The organism is Pseudoalteromonas sp. Angola-30 (assembly GCF_028599215.1).
Taxonomy (GTDB): domain Bacteria; phylum Pseudomonadota; class Gammaproteobacteria; order Enterobacterales; family Alteromonadaceae; genus Pseudoalteromonas; species Pseudoalteromonas atlantica.
Window position 1 is genome coordinate 35,976 of the sequence record NZ_JAQREI010000022.1, and the last position, 21,986, is coordinate 57,961.

At 42.0% G+C, this 21,986-nt stretch carries 23 protein-coding genes; 16 read left to right on the top strand and 7 right to left on the bottom strand.

The annotated features are described in order from the left end of the window. Nucleotides 1-4: 4 nt before the first annotated feature. The gene (gene fadB, locus PSH54_RS18845) at nucleotides 5-2,164 is read right to left on the bottom strand and encodes a fatty acid oxidation complex subunit alpha FadB (RefSeq protein ID WP_273606830.1); all 2,160 of its coding nucleotides are present in this window, start codon (nucleotides 2,162-2,164) and stop codon (nucleotides 5-7) included. Between the two features lie 295 nt (nucleotides 2,165-2,459). Between fadB and PSH54_RS18850 the strand changes: the two genes are divergently transcribed. The 8 genes from PSH54_RS18850 to PSH54_RS18885 all read left to right on the top strand — a co-directional run bounded on the left by PSH54_RS18850 (nucleotide 2,460) and on the right by PSH54_RS18885 (nucleotide 10,159). Next, the gene (locus tag PSH54_RS18850) at nucleotides 2,460-4,346 is read left to right on the top strand and encodes a transglycosylase SLT domain-containing protein (protein ID WP_273606831.1); all 1,887 of its coding nucleotides are present in this window, start codon (nucleotides 2,460-2,462) and stop codon (nucleotides 4,344-4,346) included. Between the two features lie 184 nt (nucleotides 4,347-4,530). Beyond that, nucleotides 4,531-5,853 (top strand): Xaa-Pro dipeptidase, encoded by a 1,323-nt coding sequence (gene pepQ, locus PSH54_RS18855; protein WP_273606832.1) that lies wholly within the window; start codon nucleotides 4,531-4,533, stop codon nucleotides 5,851-5,853. A gap of 86 nt (nucleotides 5,854-5,939) precedes the next feature. After that, nucleotides 5,940-6,554 (top strand): YigZ family protein, encoded by a 615-nt coding sequence (locus PSH54_RS18860; RefSeq protein ID WP_024032141.1) that lies wholly within the window; start codon nucleotides 5,940-5,942, stop codon nucleotides 6,552-6,554. 50 nt (nucleotides 6,555-6,604) lie between these two features. Further along, nucleotides 6,605-8,056 carry a TrkH family potassium uptake protein gene (locus PSH54_RS18865; protein WP_273606833.1) on the top strand — a complete coding sequence of 484 codons (1,452 nt, stop codon included), beginning with the start codon at nucleotides 6,605-6,607 and terminating at the stop codon, nucleotides 8,054-8,056. A gap of 29 nt (nucleotides 8,057-8,085) precedes the next feature. Next, complete coding sequence (locus PSH54_RS18870; protein ID WP_024032142.1) at nucleotides 8,086-8,748, top strand: PilZ domain-containing protein; 663 nt, start codon at nucleotides 8,086-8,088, stop codon at nucleotides 8,746-8,748. 463 nt (nucleotides 8,749-9,211) lie between these two features. Further along, nucleotides 9,212-9,424: an EF-hand domain-containing protein gene (locus tag PSH54_RS18875; RefSeq protein WP_004588043.1), complete on the top strand. Its 213-nt coding sequence runs from the start codon at nucleotides 9,212-9,214 to the stop codon at nucleotides 9,422-9,424. Between the two features lie 129 nt (nucleotides 9,425-9,553). Continuing rightward, nucleotides 9,554-9,766: a calmodulin-like protein gene (locus tag PSH54_RS18880; protein ID WP_004588042.1), complete on the top strand. Its 213-nt coding sequence runs from the start codon at nucleotides 9,554-9,556 to the stop codon at nucleotides 9,764-9,766. A 177-nt stretch (nucleotides 9,767-9,943) separates the two neighbouring features. After that, a complete protein-coding gene (locus PSH54_RS18885; protein WP_004588041.1) occupies nucleotides 9,944-10,159 on the top strand; it encodes an EF-hand domain-containing protein in 216 nt (71 codons plus the stop codon). Between the two features lie 85 nt (nucleotides 10,160-10,244). Here the strand turns inward: PSH54_RS18885 and trkA are convergent, their stop codons facing one another. The 4 genes from trkA to def all read right to left on the bottom strand — a co-directional run bounded on the left by trkA (nucleotide 10,245) and on the right by def (nucleotide 14,466). Then, the gene (gene trkA, locus PSH54_RS18890) at nucleotides 10,245-11,621 is read right to left on the bottom strand and encodes a Trk system potassium transporter TrkA (protein ID WP_004588040.1); all 1,377 of its coding nucleotides are present in this window, start codon (nucleotides 11,619-11,621) and stop codon (nucleotides 10,245-10,247) included. A 75-nt stretch (nucleotides 11,622-11,696) separates the two neighbouring features. Further along, nucleotides 11,697-12,992 (bottom strand): 16S rRNA (cytosine(967)-C(5))-methyltransferase RsmB, encoded by a 1,296-nt coding sequence (gene rsmB, locus PSH54_RS18895; RefSeq protein WP_004588039.1) that lies wholly within the window; start codon nucleotides 12,990-12,992, stop codon nucleotides 11,697-11,699. Further along, nucleotides 12,985-13,938, bottom strand: a complete 954-nt coding sequence (gene fmt, locus PSH54_RS18900) for a methionyl-tRNA formyltransferase (protein WP_273606834.1) — start codon at nucleotides 13,936-13,938, stop codon at nucleotides 12,985-12,987. The genes rsmB and fmt overlap by 8 nt, the downstream gene beginning before the upstream one ends. Nucleotides 13,939-13,959: 21 nt before the next feature. Then, entirely contained in the window at nucleotides 13,960-14,466 is a 507-nt protein-coding gene (gene def, locus PSH54_RS18905; protein ID WP_004588037.1) for a peptide deformylase, read from the bottom strand. 119 nt (nucleotides 14,467-14,585) lie between these two features. On the opposite strand from def, the gene PSH54_RS18910 reads away from it, so the two are divergent. From PSH54_RS18910 to hemF, 6 genes are all read left to right on the top strand, one after another. Then, nucleotides 14,586-15,707: a LysM peptidoglycan-binding domain-containing protein gene (locus tag PSH54_RS18910; protein ID WP_004588036.1), complete on the top strand. Its 1,122-nt coding sequence runs from the start codon at nucleotides 14,586-14,588 to the stop codon at nucleotides 15,705-15,707. A gap of 31 nt (nucleotides 15,708-15,738) precedes the next feature. Further along, nucleotides 15,739-16,830 (top strand): DNA-processing protein DprA, encoded by a 1,092-nt coding sequence (gene dprA / locus PSH54_RS18915; RefSeq protein WP_004588035.1) that lies wholly within the window; start codon nucleotides 15,739-15,741, stop codon nucleotides 16,828-16,830. Between the two features lies 1 nt (nucleotide 16,831). Beyond that, the gene (locus tag PSH54_RS18920) at nucleotides 16,832-17,305 is read left to right on the top strand and encodes a DUF494 family protein (protein WP_029773004.1); all 474 of its coding nucleotides are present in this window, start codon (nucleotides 16,832-16,834) and stop codon (nucleotides 17,303-17,305) included. Between the two features lie 97 nt (nucleotides 17,306-17,402). After that, the gene (locus tag PSH54_RS18925; protein ID WP_024032146.1) at nucleotides 17,403-17,978 is read left to right on the top strand and encodes a DNA topoisomerase family protein; all 576 of its coding nucleotides are present in this window, start codon (nucleotides 17,403-17,405) and stop codon (nucleotides 17,976-17,978) included. A gap of 21 nt (nucleotides 17,979-17,999) precedes the next feature. Continuing rightward, on the top strand, nucleotides 18,000-18,563 hold the full coding sequence (locus tag PSH54_RS18930) for an L-threonylcarbamoyladenylate synthase (protein WP_054983829.1): 564 nt from the start codon (nucleotides 18,000-18,002) through the stop codon (nucleotides 18,561-18,563). A gap of 1 nt (nucleotide 18,564) precedes the next feature. Beyond that, entirely contained in the window at nucleotides 18,565-19,515 is a 951-nt protein-coding gene (gene hemF / locus PSH54_RS18935) for an oxygen-dependent coproporphyrinogen oxidase (RefSeq protein WP_273606835.1), read from the top strand. 93 nt (nucleotides 19,516-19,608) lie between these two features. Here hemF and PSH54_RS18940 read toward each other — a convergent pair whose 3' ends face one another. Continuing rightward, nucleotides 19,609-20,067 carry a group II truncated hemoglobin gene (locus PSH54_RS18940; protein ID WP_273606836.1) on the bottom strand — a complete coding sequence of 153 codons (459 nt, stop codon included), beginning with the start codon at nucleotides 20,065-20,067 and terminating at the stop codon, nucleotides 19,609-19,611. A gap of 53 nt (nucleotides 20,068-20,120) precedes the next feature. Here PSH54_RS18940 and aroE point away from each other — a divergent pair, with 53 nt between their 5' ends. Next, nucleotides 20,121-20,945, top strand: coding sequence for a shikimate dehydrogenase (gene aroE / locus PSH54_RS18945; protein ID WP_273588041.1), 825 nt, complete (start codon nucleotides 20,121-20,123; stop codon nucleotides 20,943-20,945). Continuing rightward, the gene (locus PSH54_RS18950) at nucleotides 20,942-21,202 is read left to right on the top strand and encodes a DUF1488 domain-containing protein (RefSeq protein WP_024031321.1); all 261 of its coding nucleotides are present in this window, start codon (nucleotides 20,942-20,944) and stop codon (nucleotides 21,200-21,202) included. The genes aroE and PSH54_RS18950 overlap by 4 nt, the downstream gene beginning before the upstream one ends. Here the strand turns inward: PSH54_RS18950 and PSH54_RS18955 are convergent. Further along, nucleotides 21,185-21,721, bottom strand: a complete 537-nt coding sequence (locus PSH54_RS18955) for a gamma carbonic anhydrase family protein (RefSeq protein ID WP_029773008.1) — start codon at nucleotides 21,719-21,721, stop codon at nucleotides 21,185-21,187. The genes PSH54_RS18950 and PSH54_RS18955 overlap by 18 nt on opposite strands. Nucleotides 21,722-21,986 lie beyond the last annotated feature (265 nt).

Genomic DNA, 21,986 nt, shown 5'->3' on the forward strand with positions numbered 1-21,986 from the left:
GATATTAACCTTCCACCTTATAGAAAACACGACCTTCTTCGGCCCATTTGCGAGTTTGCTCTGATACTTGGTAAATCGCACCTAGGTGAGCATATTTGTCTGCTGCTGCAACAAAGTTAGCTAAACCTGTTTGATCTAAGTAACGGAACGCGCCGCCTCTAAATGGAGGGAAGCCAACGCCGTATACAAGGGCCATATCAGCTTCTTGAGGAGAAGCAACAATGCCTTCTTGTAAACAAAGAAGCACTTCGTTGATCATTGGGATCATACAACGGTCGATAATTTCTTGTTTATCAAATTCTTTCGGTGCATCAGTAATTGGCGCTAGTAGCTCAACTGCTGTTGCATCGGTTGATTTTTTAAGACGACCACGACGGTCTGTTTCGTACTTGTAAAAACCAGCTTTGTTCTTTTGACCAAAACGTTTTTCGTTAGCAAAAACAGTCACCGGATCTTTTTCTGCGCGTGCCATACGCTCAGGGAATCCGTCAGCCATTACGCCAGTACAGTGATACGCCGTATCAATACCTACAACATCAAGCAGGTAAGCCGGGCCCATTGGCCAGCCAAATACGTTTTCCATTACTTTATCTACTTTTGCAAAGTTAGCGCCTTCAACAACTAATTTGCTAAAGCCTGCAAAGTAAGGGAATAAAACACGGTTTACAAAAAAGCCTGGGCAATCGTTTACAACAATTGGAGACTTGCCAAGTTTAAGAGCGTAATCAACAACTGCATTAATTGTTTTATCAGAGGTTTTTGCACCACGGATAATTTCTACTAATGGCATTTTTGGCACTGGGTTGAAAAAGTGCATACCACAGAAGTTTTCTGGCTTTTCTAACGCTTCTGCAAGTAAGTCGATACAAATAGTCGATGTGTTTGATGTAAGTACCGTGCCTTCAGGCATGTTCTTTTCAAGGTCAGCTAATACCGCTTGCTTAACTTTAGGATTTTCTACTACGGCTTCAACAATAATGTTGGCGTTTTGTAGGTCTGCATCGTTAAGCGTTGGCTTAATTTTGCTAAGCGTTGCCAGCATTTTTTCCATAGGCATGTGGCCGCGTTTAACTTTTGCACCCAGTAGTTTAGATGCTTCACCCATACCTAAATCAAGCGCGTCCTGTTGGATGTCTTTCATTACAATTGGGGTACCTTTATAAGCAGACTGGTATGCAATACCGCCGCCCATAATACCAGCGCCTAATACAGCCGCTTGTTTAATTTCAACATCGCTGTGCTTAGCAAGTTTACGTGCTTTGCCTTTAATAAACTGGTCATTTAAGAAAATACCGGTTTGTGCAGCTGCTTCGTTAGTGCGCGCAAGTTTTGCAAAGTTAGCATTTTCGATTGCCATTGCTTCATCGCGAGTACAGTTGGCCGCTGCTTTAATAGTGCGAACTGCCATAACCGGAGCAGGATAGTGGCCTTTGGTTTTACCCATTACCATACCTTCTGCCATTGCAAAGCTCATGCCTTGCTCAACACGGTTTAATTTAAGTGGCTGAAGTTTAACATCGCGCTTTGCCTGCCAATCTAGCTTGCCGGCAATTGCTAATTCAAGTGTTGCTAGGCTTGACTCTAAAAGTTTGTCAGCACTAACTACCGCGTCAAACGCACCTACTTTTAGGGCGTCAGCGGCACGGTTTTCTTTGCCTGAGGTGATCCAAAGCATGGCGTTATCTGCGCCAATAATGCGTGGTAAGCGCACTGTGCCACCAAAACCAGGCATTATACCTAGTTTAACTTCTGGTAAGCCCATTTTAGCGGTTTCGCTTGCAACGCGATAATCGGTAGCAAGTGCCCACTCACAGCCGCCGCCAAGTGCCAAGCCATTTATAGCGCTAAGAGTTGGGAATGGTAAGTCTTCGATTGTGTCAAAAACGTCGGTTGCGTTTTTGATCCACGTTACTAATTCTTCTTCTGGTTTAGTAAATGTTGGTAAAAATTCGAAGATATCTGCACCAATAATAAAGTGATCTTTATCACTGGTAAAAATCATGCCTTTGATATCAGAATTAGACGCTAATTCTTTTAATGCTGCTGCACAATCTGAAAGAGTTTGCTGAGATAGTGTGTTTACAGAACCTGCAACACAAAACTTAAACTCGGCGATGTTTTCCTTTAGGAAGCTAACTTCAAAGGAATCGCTTTTATATAACATTATTATTCTCCCTAGTTGACGAACTAAGACTGGTACGATGAGTTTGCATTTCGACCAGTGTGCTTGCTTTAAAATTAAAATGCAACGAAAAATTTAACTCGGTTACAAACGGTTGGTTAAAATATAGCTGGTTTGGTGCTAAGGTGTACTGGAATATGCTAAAGGTACTCATTAATTATTATGAGTGCGTAAATTAAATGTTGTTCATACTTTATTAAAGGCACTCTCATTATTGTTTTAGTGTCTCAAACTGGAAATTATTAACCCTGACAGGTCGTTAAACCTAAAGGATATTATGAAAAAAATTTTATTAAGCGCTGTGGCAGCTGCCTTTATTCTTCCTTTTAGTTCTGCCCAAGCGAGTATCGATAATGACGCGTTTTTAGATGCTGAAAAAAAAGTGCGCTATGGAAGCTACCAAGACTTTAAAGAAGCAATAAACGGGTTAGACCACCCGCTAAAGCCGTATGTCGAAAAAACATATTGGCAACGCCATCCCAATTTTAAATACCAAAGCGAAATAGAAGATTACCTAACCATTTATGAACATACCCCGCTTGAGTGGCCGGTACGCAAAGCGTGGTTAGAGTATCTTGAAAAAAACAATAAAAAAGCAGCTTATATAAAAAACTACCGAGAAACGTCTAACGCAGCGCTAACATGCACGTTTTTAGATTTTCAGCTTGATTTAGGGGCGCCAGAAAAAGCCATTTTTAATCAGGTTACCGATTTATGGACGGTGGGTAAGTCGCAACCGAATGAATGCGACCCGCTATTTTCGCTTTGGCGCAAAAAAGGCTATTTAAATAATGAACTTATATGGAAGCGCATAACGCTTGCAGCGCAGGGCGGTACGCAAAGTTTACTCCCTTATTTAAAAACGTTGTTACCTAAAAACGAGCGTTACTTAGCCGATTTATACTTAAAAGTACGCCGCGACCCTAGTGCGGCAGCAGGCTTGTATCGTTATAAAACTAAGTCAGCAAAAGAAGCGCAAATAGCCATTTATGGTGTTAAGCGTTTAATTTGGCGCGATAAAGCGTTGGCTTTAAGAGCCTGGCAAAAGCTAGAAAAAATGTTTACTTACAGCGATGAAGAAAAAGCAGATCTATATTACACGTTTGCTTTATCGCTTGCTTCAAGTGGGCATAAGCAGGCCAGCTTTTGGCTTAATAAAGTGCCTAAAGCGCGACAAGACAGAAAGCTAATTCAGTGGCAACTTGGTAATATGCTTAAAACCCAAGACTGGGAAGGCATAGCGGCTTTTTTTACAGGTAAAGACGATTTAAGTTTAGGCCAGCAATATTGGCTTGCTTATAGCTATGCTAAGCGAGGCGAGCAACAAAAAGCAGACGAAATTTGGACTAAAGTGGCCGCTAACCGCGATTACTATGGTTTTTTAGCGGCGGCACGATTAGGGCTGCCGGTTGATTTAAATAATCAGCCTTTGCAGGTTGATCAAAAACTAGTAGAGAAGGTGAAGAATGCGCCGGGCTTTAAACGTGCAAAAGCACTTTACGAACTCGAGCGTTTTACCTCTGCACGCCGAGAATGGAATTACTTAACGAACACCTCTACTGATGAAGAAAAACTAGCTGCCTCAAAGGTTGCAGCGCAAAACAATTGGCACGATAACGTTATTTTCACGTTAGCTAAAATTAAAGCATGGGATTATGTTGAACTGCGTTTTCCGTTTGCATTTCAAGATATATTTGAGCGCTACAGTAAACGCAGCAAAATAGACCCCGCGTGGAGTATTGCAATTGCACGGCGCGAAAGCTCGTTTGCACCAGATGCGCGTTCGCATGCAAATGCGCGTGGTTTAATGCAATTGCTCCCTAGTACGGCAGAATACGTTAACAAAGCAAGGGTATCGAGTACGCGTTTGTACCAACCTAAAACCAATATACGCTTAGGTACTAGTTACTTGCAGTACTTAAAAAAGAAAAACAAAGGGAATGAAATACTTGCTACGGCATCTTATAACGCAGGGTATCATCGTATTAAACGTTGGTTACCTGACGAAGCCATACCAGCAGAGCTATGGGTTGAGCTGATCCCGTATAGAGAAACGCGAGATTACGTAAAAAATGTGTTTGCTTATCGCCAGGTTTATCACACCCGGATGGGCCGAGAAGGAAACGTGCTCGCGCCGTTACTCAAAATGAAAATGGGCGGGTAAATTATGTAATACCAATTACCTAAAATATTTAGCCATTCTAGCGTGCTAAATAAAGGGCTAATAACGTAACACGATGGGTATAAGTATTAGGGGGATATTTACATGTTAAATATCCCCCTTTTTTGAGCGCTTTACGTTTAAGTGGTAGACTCAAAGCAAGTTAAATTTAACAGATGGATTAACAATGGATAAATTAGCCGTTTTATATGCAGAGCATATTGCCACATTACAACAACGTACGCGTACAATTTGTGACCGTGAAGGGCTCGAGGGTTTAGTTATTCACTCAGGCCAAGCTAAGCGCCAGTTTTTAGACGACATGTATTACCCATTTAAAGTTAATCCACACTTTAAAGCATGGCTTCCTGTTATTGATAACCCACATTGTTGGATTGTGGTAAATGGTAGCGATAAACCTAAGCTTATTTTTTACCGCCCAGTTGATTTTTGGCACAAAGTACCAGATGAGCCGCGTGATTTTTGGGCTGAGTACTTTGATATAGAATTATTGCTACAGCCTGATCAAGTTGAAAAACTATTACCTTACGATAAAGCTAAATACGCTTACATAGGCGAATACCTAGAGGTAGCGCAAGCGCTTGGCTTTAGTATTATGAATCCTGAGCCGGTACTTAACTATTTTCATTATAACCGCGCTTATAAAACGCAGTACGAGCTTGAATGTTTACGCCAAGCCAACCGCATTGCGGTAGATGGACATAAAGCAGCACGCGATACGTTTTATAATGGTGGTAGCGAATTTGATATTCAGCAAGCGTACCTTATGGCTACACGCCAAAGCGAAAACGAAATGCCGTATGGCAACATAGTAGCGCTTAACGAAAACTGCGCTATTTTGCATTACACACATTTTGAGCCAAAAGCACCGCTTACTCATAATTCGTTTTTAATCGATGCTGGCGCAAACTTTAATGGGTATGCCGCAGATATAACCCGTACGTACGATTTTAAAAAACAGGGCGAATTTGCTGAGCTAGTACAAACTATGACGGCAATACAAATTGAGCTAGGCAACGCATTAAAGCCTGGCATGTTATATGGCGATTTACACGTTGATTGCCATAACCGTATTGCGCAAATTCTTAGCGACTTCAATATTGTAAACTTACCTGCAACAGAAATTGTGGAACGTAAAATTACCTCAACATTTTTCCCTCATGGCTTGGGCCATCACCTTGGCCTACAAGTGCACGATATGGGCGGCTTTATGCGTGATGATAAAGGCACCCACCAGCCATCGCCAGAAGGGCACCCATTCTTGCGTTGTACTCGTAAAATAGAGAAAAACCAAGTGTTTACTATTGAGCCAGGGCTTTACTTTATAGACTCATTATTAGGTGATTTAGCGCAAACCGACAGTAAGCAGTTTATTAACTGGGAAAAAATTGAGTCGTTAAAACCATACGGCGGTATTCGTATTGAAGACAATATTATTGTTCACGAAGACAGCCTAGAAAATATGACTCGTGATTTAGCGCTCGACTAAGCTAATAAAGACGAGCTCGCCAATACGCGCTAAAATACGCGAATGCAAAGGGGCCTTTTGGCCCCATTTTTAATTGAGCTTTAATTATGTCTGAATATAAATACCCCGCCGATGATGTGTTTCATCAAGAAGAAATTAAAAAAAGCACCTTTATAGTTCATATCGCGCATACGCCAGACCTACAGGCTGCTAAAGCATTTATTAAAAGCATTGAAGAAAAGTACCCAGATGCTCGTCATAATTGTTGGGCGCACGTAGCGGGTAACCCAGGCGGAAGCCATGTTTATGGTTTTTCTGATGATGGCGAGCCAAATGGTACCGCAGGAAAGCCGATGCTTAATGTGCTGGTGGGTTCTGGACTTGGCGAAATTACTGCGGTTGTCACCCGTTATTTTGGCGGTATAAAGCTGGGCACCGGTGGGTTAGTGCGTGCCTATGGTGGGTCGCTTAATAATGCACTTTCGCAGCTAAAAACGGTGACTAAAGTACCGAGTATCGAGATTGTAGGCCAGAGTGAATACAGCATGCAGGGCGCAATAGAGCAATTGTTAAAAACCAATTATCAAGTACTTAATATAGAAAAACAATTTACTGCTAATATTGAATGGGTTATTACTATTGATAGCCGCCAAGCAAAACAGGCCATTAAAGATATTTTTGATTTAAGCCATGGCGCAGTTGAGTTAACTATCAAAGAGTAAGACAATAACTTACACACTTATATTTACTAATAATAAAAGCGATAAGCTACATGCAATTTCGTACCATCATAAAAATCCTTGGCCAACTTGTTGCGCTGTTTAGTATTACCATGGTGCCGCCTGCGGTGGTGTCTTTATTTTATAAAGATGGTGGTGGTGTTCCTTTTGTATTAGCGTTTATATTTAGTGTGGTTATTGGTTTAACAGCTTATTACCCAAACAGGCATGAAAACGGCGACTTAAAAGCACGCGAAGGCTTTTTAATTGTTGTACTATTTTGGCTGGTACTAGGGGCGTTTGCATCGTTACCGCTGATTTTTTTACAAGAACCTAATTTGTCTATGGCCGATGCGGTGTTTGAGGCCTTCTCTGGCCTTACAACCACTGGGGCCACGGTACTTACCGGAATTGAATACCTGCCTAAGTCTGTTTTGTTTTATCGCCAGCAATTACAGTGGTTTGGCGGTATGGGTATCATTGTACTTGCTGTTGCTATTCTGCCCATGCTTGGGGTCGGTGGCATGCAGTTATACCGAGCTGAGATCCCTGGCCCAGTAAAAGATTCAAAAATGACCCCCCGCATTGCCGATACCGCAAAGCACCTTTGGTACATTTATGTGTCGTTAACGGTAACCTGTATGTTGGCGTATTGGGCGGCAGGTATGGAGTGGTTTGATGCTATATGCCATGCGTTTTCTACAGTGGCGATTGGCGGTTTTTCTACTTACGATGCCTCAATAGGGCACTTTGATAGCCCTGTCATTAACTTTATATGTGTTTTCTTTTTAATTATTGCTGCGGTTAACTTTTCACTGCATTACGCGGCGGTAGCGAGTCGTAATATTCAGGTATACATTCGTGACCCTGAATTTAAAGTTTTTTTACTGATACAGTTAGCGCTGGTGGTGATTTGTTTTACGGTGCTCTCATCTAACGAAATATTTGCCGATGGCGATGAAACCCTCGATCAGGCCTTATTTCAGGCGGTGTCTATGAGTACCACAGCCGGTTTTGCCACCGATAACTTTTCTGCTTGGCCGCTGTTTTTACCTATATTGCTTATTTTTTCGAGCTTTATAGGTGGCTGTGCAGGTTCAACCGGTGGCGGTATGAAAGTTGTACGCGTGTTTTTACTTTACCTACAAGGCATACGTGAGCTTAACCGATTAGTGCACCCACGTGCTATATACTCTATTAAGCTTGGTCGTAAAGCCCTGCCCGATAAAGTAGTTGAAGCGGTTTGGGGGTTTTTCTCAGCGTACGCATTGGTGTTTATTATTATAATGCTGGCACTAATGGGAACCGGCATGGACAACATTACCGCGTTCTCTGCTACGGCGGCGTGTTTAAATAATTTAGGCCCAGGCTTAGGTGATGTTGCCTCGCATTATGGGGCGGTGAGCGATGGTGCCAAATGGCTATTAACTATTGCCATGGTATTTGGTCGCTTAGAAATATTCACCTTACTCGTGCTATTTACGCCGACCTTTTGGCGTGGGTAATAATATAAAAATGATGCTTAGGAACAGGCATGCCACATTCTAATTTAGATAAATTACAGCAGTTAACAACAGGGCGATTGGTCGACTTGGAAATTGTTACGCCTACCAGTAGTAAACGCATAAAAACAGAGTTTATTGGCTTGCTAGAAAATAAATTTATTATTTTAAATTACCCAAGTTCAAAGCGTTTACCTGCTGCAAGTGATTACCTACGTGACGGTGTAATGGTGGTGGTAAGAGCGGTTATAGAAGGCAGTGGCGGACAAGTAATAGCATTTAGGCAGCAACTTATGTCGGTTGCCTCACACCCTGCTAGGCTCATTTTTATTAATTACCCTACGCAAGTGCAGTTATTTGCACTGCGCGCGCAAACACGCATACCTACCTTATTACCTGCAAAATTAACTCTCAGTGACGATAGAGTACTTGAAGGGGTGATTAAAGACATCTCGCTTACCGGGGTGATGTTTGATGTCCGCGGCGATCAAAACGATGAAAATATTAAAGATATGCAATGCACGGTGACGGTTGATACCAACAATAAAGCATTTACTGGCGAAATATGCAGTGTAAAAGAACACGCCGCGGGAGTTAATTGTGGTATTAAACTTTTAGCCAGTGAAGATGAAATGAAGGCATTTATGAAAGAGCACTTTATCGATCCCGCAATGCTTGAGTTGCCATTAGAATAAGCACTTTCGCTTAATAGCAACAAATGGCCATTTTTTATTTGAGTGGCAGTCATATTTTTTAAAACTTCACAAAATAATTTTTATTTTCTATAAAAATCAGCTGTATAGATTAGTTTTACGAGTGAGTTATTTTAATACGTTAGCTCCCCTCACGGCTAAAATTTAGTCTCTTTTTTCGATAAATCTCCATCCTTACAATTTACGCCGAAAATTGTAGCTTTTTTCTTTTATGTAACTAGCTGTTTTTATTGTATTTAAAAACTTAGCTTTACCCTTTGTTGCTAGTTTGCAACACAAAACCCCCAAAAATTTATCAAAAATAGCCAAGTGCTCTTTTAACCAGTTGAAATTAATGAGTTTTTAAAACTTGGCATTCAAGTTGTAATAGTCTGGCTGTACTGAACAATAACGTGATTTAAAGTAAAACACTTAATCGCACACATATACTTGAAGGAATTATATTATGAAAAGCATTAATAAAACTTTAGCACTTATCGCTCTTGCTTCATCATCAGCGGCATTTGCAGCAACCGATTTTGATACGTTAGATGTAGATGGCAGCGGCACGATTAGCAAATCAGAGGCATCAATTGATGCAAAACTGATGAGCATGTTCTCAGAATTAGATACTGACCAAGATGGTGAGCTATCAAAAGAAGAATTTTCAGAAGCTTAAAGTGTGGTAACAATCCTGAGTTGCCAATGAGAACCTAAGTAGGCAAGGGAGCTTACGAAAAAGGATTACAAGGATTGCGTACACCACGTAGTGAACTTAACTAATTTGTTTATATTGAAGGATTAAATTATGAAGCATTTAAATAAAGCACTCGCATTTATGGCTATTGCCTCTTCTTCTGCTGCATTTGCAGGGACTGATTTTGACACGCTAGATGTAGATGGCAATGGCGCCATTAGCCAAGCTGAAGCATCGGTTGATGCGGATTTAATGGCTGAGTTTGTTGAGCTTGATACCGATGGAAATGGTGAGCTTTCAAAGCAAGAGTTCTCTAAATACTAGGGTGTGATGATCTTTGCCAATTGAGGCAGGACAGCGCATGTTCACTTAGCAAAGAGTCATTTTCTCTAATCCAATGTGCATTAAAACTTAGTAATGCACATTGGCAAAAGCACTTTTTAGTTAATTTTTAAACCCATGGATCTTAGAAAAGGATTTCCTCTTAATTAGGACACAACTATGAAAACATTAAATACAGCACTTGCCGTTATCGTATTAGCTTCTTCATCAGCGGCATATGCTGCAGTCGACTTTGCCTCGTTTGATGCCGATGGTGATGGTGCAATTTCAAAGCAAGAAGCGCAGGTAAATTCACAGCTAGTGAAAATTTTTGACCAGCTAGATACTGATGGTAATGGTGAAATTTCTGAGCAAGAGTTTTCAAAAGTACAGTAATTAGAAGCTGCTAAGCAGGGTTGCCTAGCATTAAAAAAACATACTCCACTAAAGCCGCCTTAGTCAGCGGCTTTTTTGTGTTTAACTATAAAAATATAGCGCTAACTTGGAATAGCTTTTCTACTACGTTTATATGCTTTTTATCGATTAAAAACATAATAACGTGATCACCAGACATAATAACCGTGTCGTCGTGGGCAATCAGTACGTCGTCATTACGTACAATAGCGCCAATCGTTGTACCTGCAGGTAGCTTGATATCGGCAATCGCACGGCCAACTACTTTTGATGTGTTTTCATCGCCATGGGCAACGGCTTCAATGGCCTCTGCCGCGCCTTTACGTAACGAGTACACATTAACAATATCGCCACGGCGTACGTGTGTAAGTAGCGCCGAAATAGTTGCTTGTTGTGGTGATATAGCAATATCTATTTCACCCCCTTGCACTAAATCTACATAAGCACCACGCTGAATAAGCACCATGGTTTTTTGTGCGCCCATGCGTTTTGCAAGCATGGCCGACATTATATTTGCTTCATCGTCGTTGGTTACGGCAATAAACACATCAACTTGTTCTATGTGCTCTTCAGATAGTAGTTCTTGGTCTGAGGCGTCTCCACAAAACACGACGGTGTTATCTAGCATTTCAGAGAGTTGCTCAGCACGCTCTTTACTGCGCTCTAGTAACTTAACGCTGTGGTTTTTTTCCAGTGAGCGAGCAAGGCCTGCACCAATGTTACCGCCACCGGCTATCATAATTTTTTTGTAAGAACGCTCAAGTTTTTGTAGCTCGTTCATAACCGCACGAATATGCTTAGTGGCAGCAATGAAAAATACTTCATCGTCCGCTTCTATTACCGTGGTGCCCAGTGGTTTTATAGCTTTACCTTGGCGATAAATTGCTGCTACACGGGTTTCTACATTCGGAATATGCTCTTTTAAAGCAGAAAGCGCATAACCCACTAATAAGCCACCGTAGTAAGCTTTTACAGCCACAAGAGAGAGCATGCCATCGGCAAATTGCAGCACTTGCAACGCGCCTGGGTAATCTATTAAACGGCGAATATATTTGGTAACAAGTGCTTCGGGGGCAATATAGTGATCAACCGGGAGGTCATCGTTATGAAATAGCTTTTCGCGGTATTTTAAATATTGCTCTGATCGGATACGGGCTATTTTAGTTGGCGTATTAAAAATACTATACGCGACTTGGCACGCCACCATATTGACTTCATCTGAGCTGGTTACCGCAATAATCATGTCGGCGTCTTCAGCACCTGCACGTCTGAGCACATCTGGGTGAGCACTGTGCCCCGTGACCCCTTGTAAGTCGTACTTATCTTGTAGCTCTCGTAAGCGGTTGCCGTCTATATCAACAACGGTTATTTCGTTTTGTTCGCCAACTAAGTTTTCAGCAAGCGTACCACCGACTTGTCCGGCACCGAGTATGATTATTTTCATTATTTACCCGAATTACTGTTTAATTAAAAAAATAGCCATTTACTGTTTAATAAATGGCTATTGAGTGTACGGCTATTAGGCTTTTTTAACTAGCTTAGCGTAATAAAATCCGTCGCTTTCACCTGGTAGTAATTGTAAACCAGGGTTGGTAACTGTGTCGTTGTCGTGCAGTGGTATATGCTCAACGTCACTATTATTAGCTAAAAATTTAGCGACTTGCTGTTGGTTCTCTTGCGGCAGTACCGAACAGGTTGCGTATATCATTGTGCCGCCTGGTTTTAGTAGCGGCCAAATGCTATTGAGTATATCGCTCTGTAGTGTAGCTAAATCTTCAATGTCTGATGCGCGGCGAAGCCATTTTATATCTGGGTGGCGGCGTATAACACCGGTTGCCGAACAAGGGACATCTAATAAAATGCGGTCAAACTGTTGCTCATCCCACCATGTGTGTGGCTGCGAAGCGTCTGCACATTGTAGGTCTGCGCCTAAACCGATACGGGTTAAATTTTGTTTAACACGTTCTAGGCGAGTGGCGTCACTATCAAGCGCTAATACTTCTGCATCAGCAAGCTCTAATATATGACATGTTTTACCGCCAGGTGCTGCACAGGCATCTAAAATGTATTCATCAGCTTGAGGTGCTAAAAAGCGTGCGGCTAATTGTGCTGCGGCGTCTTGAACTGAGCAGGCGCCCACATCAAATTCTGGCAACGAAAATACATCACGCGGCTTAGCTAGTTTAATACCATCAACAAACTCAGGGTTTAACGTGTGCTCTATATCGTTAGCCGTTAACATTTCGCTGTATTGTTGCGTGCTGTATTGGGCTTGATTGACACGTAACCACATAGGGGCTTGTTGTTGGTTTTCTTCAAGAAGCGCTTCCCAGTTGTCTGGGTAGGCAGCTTGCACTTGTTTAATAAACCAATTTGGATGGTTATATAAACACACTGGTATTTGCTTGGCTTTTTCTTCAAGCTCGCTTTGTTGGCGCTGAAAGCTACGCAAAATAGCGTTGATTAAGCCTTTTAAGCCTAATGCACGCATTTGGCCAAGGGCATTAACGGTTTCAGAAATGGCGGCATGCGGTGGCACGCGCATATGCTGCAGCTGATAGATACCGACATACAACAAAAACTGAAAAATACGACGCTTACCTTTAAGTGGCTGTTCTACTAAATGTTGGCAGTAGTTTTCAAGGCTAGGTAGGTAGCGCAACACGCCGTAACAAATTTGCTGTAATAGCGCTTTGTCTTTAGGGGGCAGCCCTTGGCTGGCAAATGGTAGCTCTTGATTTAGCGAAGCGCCTTTATCAACCACGTTATATAAAGTTTCAGCGGCAAGCGCACGTACGTTTTGAACATTACTCATTGTTTTCGCCTAATACGGTGCCTGGAGTTACCCAGTCACTGCGACCGTTTAAAAAGTCGCTAATTGCCATTGGTTTTTTACCTTGGGGTTGCAGCTGTGTAATACTTAATGCCTGCTTGCCACACGCCACTACAATGCCGTTTTTATCGCTTGATAAAACAACGCCCGCACGGCCTGTTTGCTCAACGACTGAGGCTTGGTAAATTTTTACGCTGTGCTCACCCATTTGAGTAAAACACACTGGCCATGGATTAAATGCACGAATATTACGCTCAATTTGTACGGCATCCATCGTCCAATCAATATTTGCTTCCTCTTTTGAAAGCTTTTTAGCGTAATTTGCCAGCTCGTCGTTTTGCGGCTCTGCTATAAGCTCGCCATTGGCTAACTTATTAATGGTTTGAATAAGTGCTCCTGGACCAAGTTCAGCCAGTTTAGTGTATAAACTGGCACTGGTTTCATCCGCAGCAATAGGGCAGCGGCTAATGTGCAGCATGTCGCCGGTATCAAGCCCTTCATCCATTTGCATTATGGTTACGCCGGTATCTTCATCGCCAGCCCAAATTGCGCGCTGTATAGGGGCAGCACCGCGCCAGCGCGGTAAAATAGAGCCATGCACATTTAAGCACCCTAAGCGTGGCGCCTCTAAAATGGCTTTTGGTAAAATTAAGCCATAAGCCACCACTATCATGATATCGGCATTTAAGCTTTTAAGCTCAGTGAGTGCGTCTTCATTTTTTAATGATTGTGGCTGAAAAACAGGTAGCTCATGTTCAAGCGCAAGCGCTTTTACTTCACTGGCTTTTAACTTTTTACCACGCCCAGCAGGGCGATCTGGTTGGCTGTAAACTCCAACAATTTGGTGTTCGCTTTGAATTAACGCTTGTAGGTGACGAGCGGCAAAGTCCGGCGTACCGGCAAATATAATGCGTAGTGGTTTTGTCACTGAGTTTTCCTAAGGTGCTTATTACTTCGCGGCAAATTTAGCTTCTTTTTCAAGCTTTTTGCGAATACGTTGACGCTTTAATGGTGATAGGTAATCAATAAATAGTTTACCTTGTAAGTGATCTAGTTCGTGTTGAATACAAATAGCTAATAGCTCATCTGCATCTAGTACAAATTCTTCACCATTTTCGTTAAGAGCAGCAACGGTTACGGTTTCAGCACGGTCTACTTTTGCGTAAGAGTTAGGCACTGATAAACAGCCTTCTTCGCTAATTGTTGCACCATCTTTTTTAATAATTTGTGGGTTAATTAAAACCAGTGGTTCGTCGCGTTCTTCTGATACGTCGATCACCACTATACGTTGATGAATATCAACCTGTGTAGCAGCTAGCCCAATGCCGTTTTCATCGTACATTGTCTCTAGCATGTCTTTTACAATTTGGCGAACGTTGTCATCAACCTGTGCAACTTCTTTTGCTACCGTACGTAAACGCTCATCTGGAAATCTTAAAACTTCTAACCTAGCCATAGTTACCTTTTTACACTTGTGCTTAATTTAGGGTATTGTATGCTCTTATTTTAGCCATTCGCGTTCCCCTTTAACAGGTTTTGGTCAATAATAATGAAAAAACAATACAAGGAAGCCCAATGAAATCTCAATTGGCTGCAATTATGTTTGCACTAAGTACTGCTTTTCCTGCAGTCGCTGATGTTTTACAAATAAAAAAAGATGCTCCAAAACAATATGTTGTAAAAAAAGGCGATACCCTTTGGGATATTTCCGGCATTTATTTAGAAGAACCATGGCTGTGGCCAGAGTTGTGGCAAATGAACCCGCAAATAGATAACCCGCATCTAATTTACCCAGGCGATGCACTCGCGTTAGTGTACGACGCCGACGGTAACCCGCGTTTGGTGATTAATAAAGCGTACAGAAAGTTATCGCCGCAAGGGCGTATTACACCAAAAGGTAATAACGCCATCACCACTTTGCCACTTGAAATAATTAAACCTTATTTAAGTTATGAGCAAGCAATTAACAGCGATGACATAGATGATAAGCCGTATATTTTAGGGGCAAACGAAAATACTAAAACGCAAACTCTCGGGCATATTTTATACGTTAAGGGCGATTTAAAAGTACATAAAGCGTATGCTATTTATCACAAAGGCGAACCTTACATAGACACACAAACTGGTGAAGAGCTAGCCACTCGCGCTACTTATGTCGGTATGGCTCGTGCATTTAGAACGGGCGATGAAAGCAATGGCGTACCATCGTCTTTACGGGTTGAGTCAGTTAAACAAGAAATACAACAAGGCGATTTTTTACTCCCTGCTATGCAAGGGCAAATGTTACCAGCGTACTTTAATATGCATCGTCCTAAGCAAAGTGTATCCGGCAGTGTTATTGACTCGCCGCGCCAAGTAAGAGAATTCAGCACAATGGATGTAGTGGTGCTAAACTTAGGTGCTGAGCAACAAATTGAAGTTGGTCATATCCTCGATTTAGAACGCCAATCACCCACCGTTATTGATGGCCCTCGAGGACCGCGTTATCCAGAGGATTCGAGCAAATTTGAAAAGCTTTTATCTGATGCAGGTGAATTATTTGGCAGCGAGCCAGATGAAGACACCACAACATGGACAATGCCACACGAAAAAGTGGGTGAGTTAATTGTATTTAAAGTGTATGACAAAGTGAGTTATGCATTAATAACAAAAAATCAGCACCCAATTCGCGTTGGAGATAGTGTAGTAATTCATTAAGTTGTAGCGAGTCGGTGCTCTAGGAGAGAGCATGGATCAGTCATCTGGCAAGCTAGCCCACTGGCTTGCCTTTTATATGTGTAAAGGCTTAGGTATTAAAACACTGTTAGCCTTATCACATACTCACCCCCTCGAATCATTATTTGATTTAAACCAAAGTGAATTACAACAGCTTGGCCTTACCCAAAACCAAGCCTGCAACTTACTCAATACCAATTGGCAGCAAGTAAACCATTACGAGCAACAAATACAGCAGCTTAATATTACAGTGGTGTGTATTTTTGATGCGCTATACCCAAACGAGCTAAAACACATAGCCAGTGCCCCTTTACTGTTATTTTGTAAAGGTGATATATCGCTGTTATCTAGCCCGCAAGTGGCCATTGTTGGCAGTAGAAACGCGACCCCTACGGGGCTCGAAATAGCCTCAGAGCTTGCTTATCAGCTTACTTTAGCTGGTATTACCGTTACCTCGGGCATGGCGCGGGGAATTGATGGTGCCGCGCACAAGGGCGCATTGGCCAATAATGGCAAAACAATTGGTGTATTAGGGACAGGGGTTGATATTTACTACCCCAAACGCCATAAATTATTAACAGACCAAGTATTAGAGCATGGCTTATTAATAAGCGAGTTTTTACCGGGTACCGCCGCTAATGCGCATAACTTTCCACGCAGAAACCGTATTATATCTGGTCTGTCTTTAGGCGTGGTTATTGTAGAGGCTGAAATTAAAAGCGGTTCATTGATCACGGTACGTTACGCTATTGAACAAAATAAAGAAGTGTTTGCAGTACCAGGCTCTATTAAAAACCCATTATCGCAAGCGAGTCACTTTTTAATAAAGCAGGGCGCTAAGTTAGTCGAAAATGTAACAGATATTTTAGATGAGGTGAGCTTTTCTTATCAAAGCGGTCTATATAATAAAGAGGAGCCTGTAAATAAACAGTCACAGTGTGAGGTGTTAAATAGTATAGGGTATGAGGTAACCAGTGTTGATGAAATTGTACGTCGCGCCAAGTGGCCAATTGATAAAGTGCTGGCAAGGTTGCTCGACTTAGAGTTAGACGACGAAATAGAGCGAGTGTTAGACGGGTATATAAAGCTAAGCACAGGAAGGTAATATGTTTGATATTCTCATGTATCTTTTTGAAAACTACATTCACAGTGAAGCCGATATTTATATTGAAGAAAACGAGCTTACCGATGAATTACTTCGCGCGGGCTTTAATAAGACCGAAATTTATAAAGCGTTAAACTGGCTTGAACAATTGGCCGATTTACAACGCAGCGACGAGTCGCCCTACTTAATTACAAAGCCTCACCAAGCAATGCGTATTTTTACCGATAGCGAATGCAAAATGTTAAACGTTGAATGCCGTGGCTTTTTGATGTTTTTAGAGCAAATAAGGGTGGTTAACAGTGTAACCCGTGAAATGGTTATGGACCGCCTTGCCGCATTAGATAAACCCTATATTTCGCTCGACGACTTAAAGTGGGTGGTGCTTATGGTGTTATTTAACGTACCTGGCTCAGAAGAGGCTTACGAGCAGATGGAAGACCTTATATTTGACGAACCCACCGAACTTCTACATTAAAATTGTATGCCAAACCACTTAAACATATATGCACAGCTTGTATCTTTAAGTGGTTTGGGTATATTAGGCGAAAATTCAGCAACCCATTAGGAACCTCATGAGTAAAATCGACCATTCGCTTTTCTCGGCGGATAAACACGCCTTAGAAAAAGAATACGAAGTCTGCCCGCAATGTGGTTCTGAATTAGTGATCCGTAACTCTAAAACAGGTCCTTTTTTGGGTTGTGCGAGTTACCCTAAATGCGACTTTATTCGCCCATTAGCGCATCACGACAGCAACGAAATAAAGGTGCTTGAAGATTCTGCCTGCCCACAGTGCACAAAACCGCTGGTGGTTAAAAACGGCCGTTATGGTATGTTTATTGGGTGTACAGGGTACCCTGAGTGTCATTATATCGCCCACGATGACGAACCTAATAATAACGATGATGTATTACCTGGGTGTCCTAAATGCAAAAAAGGGCAGCTAGTTGCACGCAGCAATAAATTTGGTAAAACGTTTTACTCATGCGATTGTTACCCAAGCTGTAAATATACTCTAAATAACAAACCCATAGCCAAGCCATGCCCTAAGTGCGATTGGCCGCTTGTTATTGAGAAAAAAATGGCCAATGGTACTGTGCTACAGTGCCCACAAAAAAGTTGCCTGCATAAACTTACCACTACTGATTAATATAAATTTCTGGAGCATATTTTGTCAGACCTTTCTACATTGCCTACGGCTATATCTTGCTTAGAGCAAGGTGAAGTTATTTTATATCCTACTGAAGCTGTCTATGGTTTAGGGTGTGATCCAGATAATCAGCAAGCTGTTGAGAAGTTGCTAAAAATAAAACAGCGTCCCGTTGAAAAGGGCCTTATTTTAATCGCCGATAACTACGGCCAGTTATTAAAGTATGTTGACGATGTAAAGCTGCCAATGGACAAGCGCGCTGATATTTTTTCTAGTTGGCCCGGTGCTATTACCTGGGTAATGCCTGCAGCTAAAAATACGCCTAAATGGTTAACAGGGCAGTTTGATACGATTGCAGTACGGGTTACTGATCATCCAAGTGTTAAGCGCTTATGCCAGCAATTAGGCAAGCCTCTTGTCTCCACTAGTGCTAATTTAACCGGACAGCCAACCGTAACAAGTATTGAACAAGCCAAGCAGCAATTTGCAGATAAGGTAGGCTGTTACATTGATGAGCCCTTAGGGGGCAACACGCAGCCAAGCACAATTAAAGATGCCATGACCGGCAAAGTATTTAGAGGTTAATATGCAAAGCGAATTATTAGAACAAGTAAAAGCGTATTTTATGGCTTTGCAAGACACCATTTGCCAAGGTTTAGAGCAGGCCGATGGCAATGCAAAATTTGTAGAAGATAGCTGGCAACGTGCCGAAGGCGGTGGCGGGCGTACGCGTGTTACCACTAACGGTAATGTAATAGAGCAAGGCGGCGTTAACTACTCGCATGTGTTTGGTGCATCTATGCCGGGCTCTGCGACCGCTCATAGGCCTGAGCTTGCAGGGCGAAGCTTCCATGCATGTGGCGTTTCATTAGTTATTCATCCAAAAAACCCACATGTTCCTACAAGTCATGCCAATGTGCGCTTTTTTATAGCTGAAAAAAAAGGCGAAGAGCCTATTTGGTGGTTTGGCGGAGGGTTTGACTTAACGCCTTTTTACCCCGTTTTTGAAGATGTACAGCATTGGCACCAAGTCGCACACGACATTTGTGCACCATTTGGTGAACAAGTGTATCCAAAATACAAAACGTGGTGTGATGAATATTTTTACCTAAAGCATCGCGACGAAACACGCGGTGTAGGCGGCTTATTTTTTGATGACTTAAACGAGCTAGGGTTTGAGCAGAGCTTTGCATTTATGCAATCGGTTGGTAATGGCTTTTTAGATGCGTACTTACCTATTATTGAGCGTCGTAAAAATGACGAATACACGCAACAGCAGCGCGACTTTCAATTGTATCGCCGCGGTCGTTACGTAGAATTTAACCTTGTGTGGGATAGAGGTACTCTATTTGGCTTACAAAGCGGTGGGCGCACAGAGTCTATATTAATGTCGATGCCGCCACTGGCGCGTTGGGAATACAATTATAAGCCCGCGCCCGACAGCGCAGAGGCTAATTTGTATCAATACTATTTACGTCCACAAGAGTGGCTAAGCACTAAACCTACTGATTTGATAGCCAGAGAGTGGCAGTTATAAATATTAAATTAAGATAGGGGCTGTTTAATCCGCAAAGGTCAACAAACCCTAACAAAAGGCGCTTAACAGCGCCTTTTTACTAAGTAGTTACAATTAGTGCTCATTAATCATATGGGTGGCAAGTTGTCCAAAAGATTGCTTTAACCCTTGGCGCAGTAGGGGGTTGTCTACTTCTATATCGAGGGTTTTATTCATGCAATACATCCACTGATCGCGCAGGTCTTTATTTATAGTAAAAGGCATATGGCGTTTGCGCAGCATAGGTTGGCCATGTTTTTCAGTAAATAGGTTAGGGCCGCCTAACCAACCTGATAAAAACTCAAAAAATACTTGGCGAATTCTATCTAATGGCAGAGGATGCATATCATATAATGGTTTGGCGTATTCATCGCTGGCCATTATGTCGTAGAATCTATTAGCAATAGCACGGGTACCTGCTTCTCCACCAATAATTTCATACGGTGTTTTCTCAGGAGTGGGCGCTGGTTGCTCAGGAGTGGGCGCTGGTTGCTCAGGAGCTGGTTTAGATTTTGAAAAAAGTCGTTTAATCATATTACTTATCATCGTTAATAGGCAGTGTACAACTGCAAAGAGGTTGCTTTAAAATGGACAAATATGCGGTTTTTGGAAATCCAATCAAACATTCAAAATCCCCCGCGATACATAAACAATTTGCTGTATCTTTGGGCGAGCAAATCGACTACCGCGCAATATTAGCACCTATCGATCACTTTGAAAAAACAGTAACCACCTTTTTTGAGCAAGGCGGGATAGGTGCCAACGTTACTATGCCATTTAAAGAGCAAGCGTATGCCATGGCTGATGAACTCACCCCACTTGCTAAAATTGTTGGTGCAGTTAATACACTTAAAAAACGCGATGATGGCACTTTATTAGGCGATAACACCGATGGCGTGGGCTTTGTTAATGATTTACTTGCCAATGAAGTGACAATTACCAATAAGCGTATTTTAATTATTGGTGCTGGTGGCGCAGCAAGAGGAGTAATACTACCGCTACTTGAGCGTAACCCAGCTGAAATAACGATTGTTAATCGCACGGCAAAAAAAGCGCAAGACTTAGCGCAACTATTTGCTGAATATGGCAAGGTAACAGGCTATGGGTTTGATACATTACCAGTAAGCAATTACTCACTTATTGTAAATTCTACCTCTAGCAGTATGAACAACGAGTTACCAGCACTTGACGAAAAACACCTAAGTCAGTGCACGGTGGCATACGATATGTTTTACTCCCAGCAAAATACCGTATTTATGAACTGGGTTGCAGAGCATAATAACCACGCTAAGCTGTTAGATGGCAGTGGTATGTTAGTAGGCCAAGCCGCACAGGCATATTATGTATGGCGTAATAAAATGCCCGCCATACTTCCTGTTGTTAAAGCACTAAAACAAGGCATGCTTAAATGAATCAAGCCATACAGTTTATAGATAGACTCGAGTTTAGAGAACCTTCCCACCAACTAGTCTTTTTTGCACAAGTAACAGGGATGCTGGTGGAGTGTATTATAGATTTACGAAAGCTAGGGCTTCAAGATGAAAGCCACGCAACGCAGCATTTTGATAAATATCGGTTCGATTACGAAGAATGTGCCGAGCAACTTATAGAAGATGAAAGTTATAACTCGGCAGGGCAGATAGAAGTGAATCTAGTTGATCTCTGCTAAATACTCGTCTTTTAATTGCACATAGTTATCTGCCGATACTTTTAAAAAGGCAAGCTCTTGCTCTGTTAATGGGCGGGCTTGCTTTACTGGACTACCAACATATAAATAACCAGACTCCAATCGTTTATTTGGCGGCACTAATGAACCCCCACCAATAATAACGTCGTCCTCTACTATTACATTATCCATTACAATAGCGCCCATACCGACAAGTATACGATTTCCAAGCGTACATCCATGCAGCATCACCTTGTGTCCTACTGTCACATCATCACCAATAATAAGTGGGTAACCATCTGGGTTACTTTTAGTCGCGCGTGATAAATGAAGAACACTACCGTCTTGTATATTTGTACGTTCACCAATACGTATATAGTTAACATCTCCTCGCGCTGCCACTAAAGGCCATACGCTACAGTGGTCACCAATCGTAATATCTCCTACCAAAACAGACGACTCATCAACATAAACAGACGAATTAAAAGAAGGAGTCACACCTTTATAAGAACGGATAGCCATATATATACCTTTTAAATACCAGTTATAGTCGCTTGAGTGTAACAGCAACACTTAAATATAGGCCAGAAAAGGCCGGTTTTGATTATAAAACTACCAGTTATAGAGGGTTTAGTTCACATATTGACCGAACAGTGCTTTTTTTTGGTTTTTCTTTAAAAAAGTGCTTGCGTAAAAATCTGTTCTCCCTATAATGCGACCCCACTGAGACGGGGAACGCCAACGCATAGCGAGGCACAAGCTGCTCACAGAGTTAAGTAAAACTTCA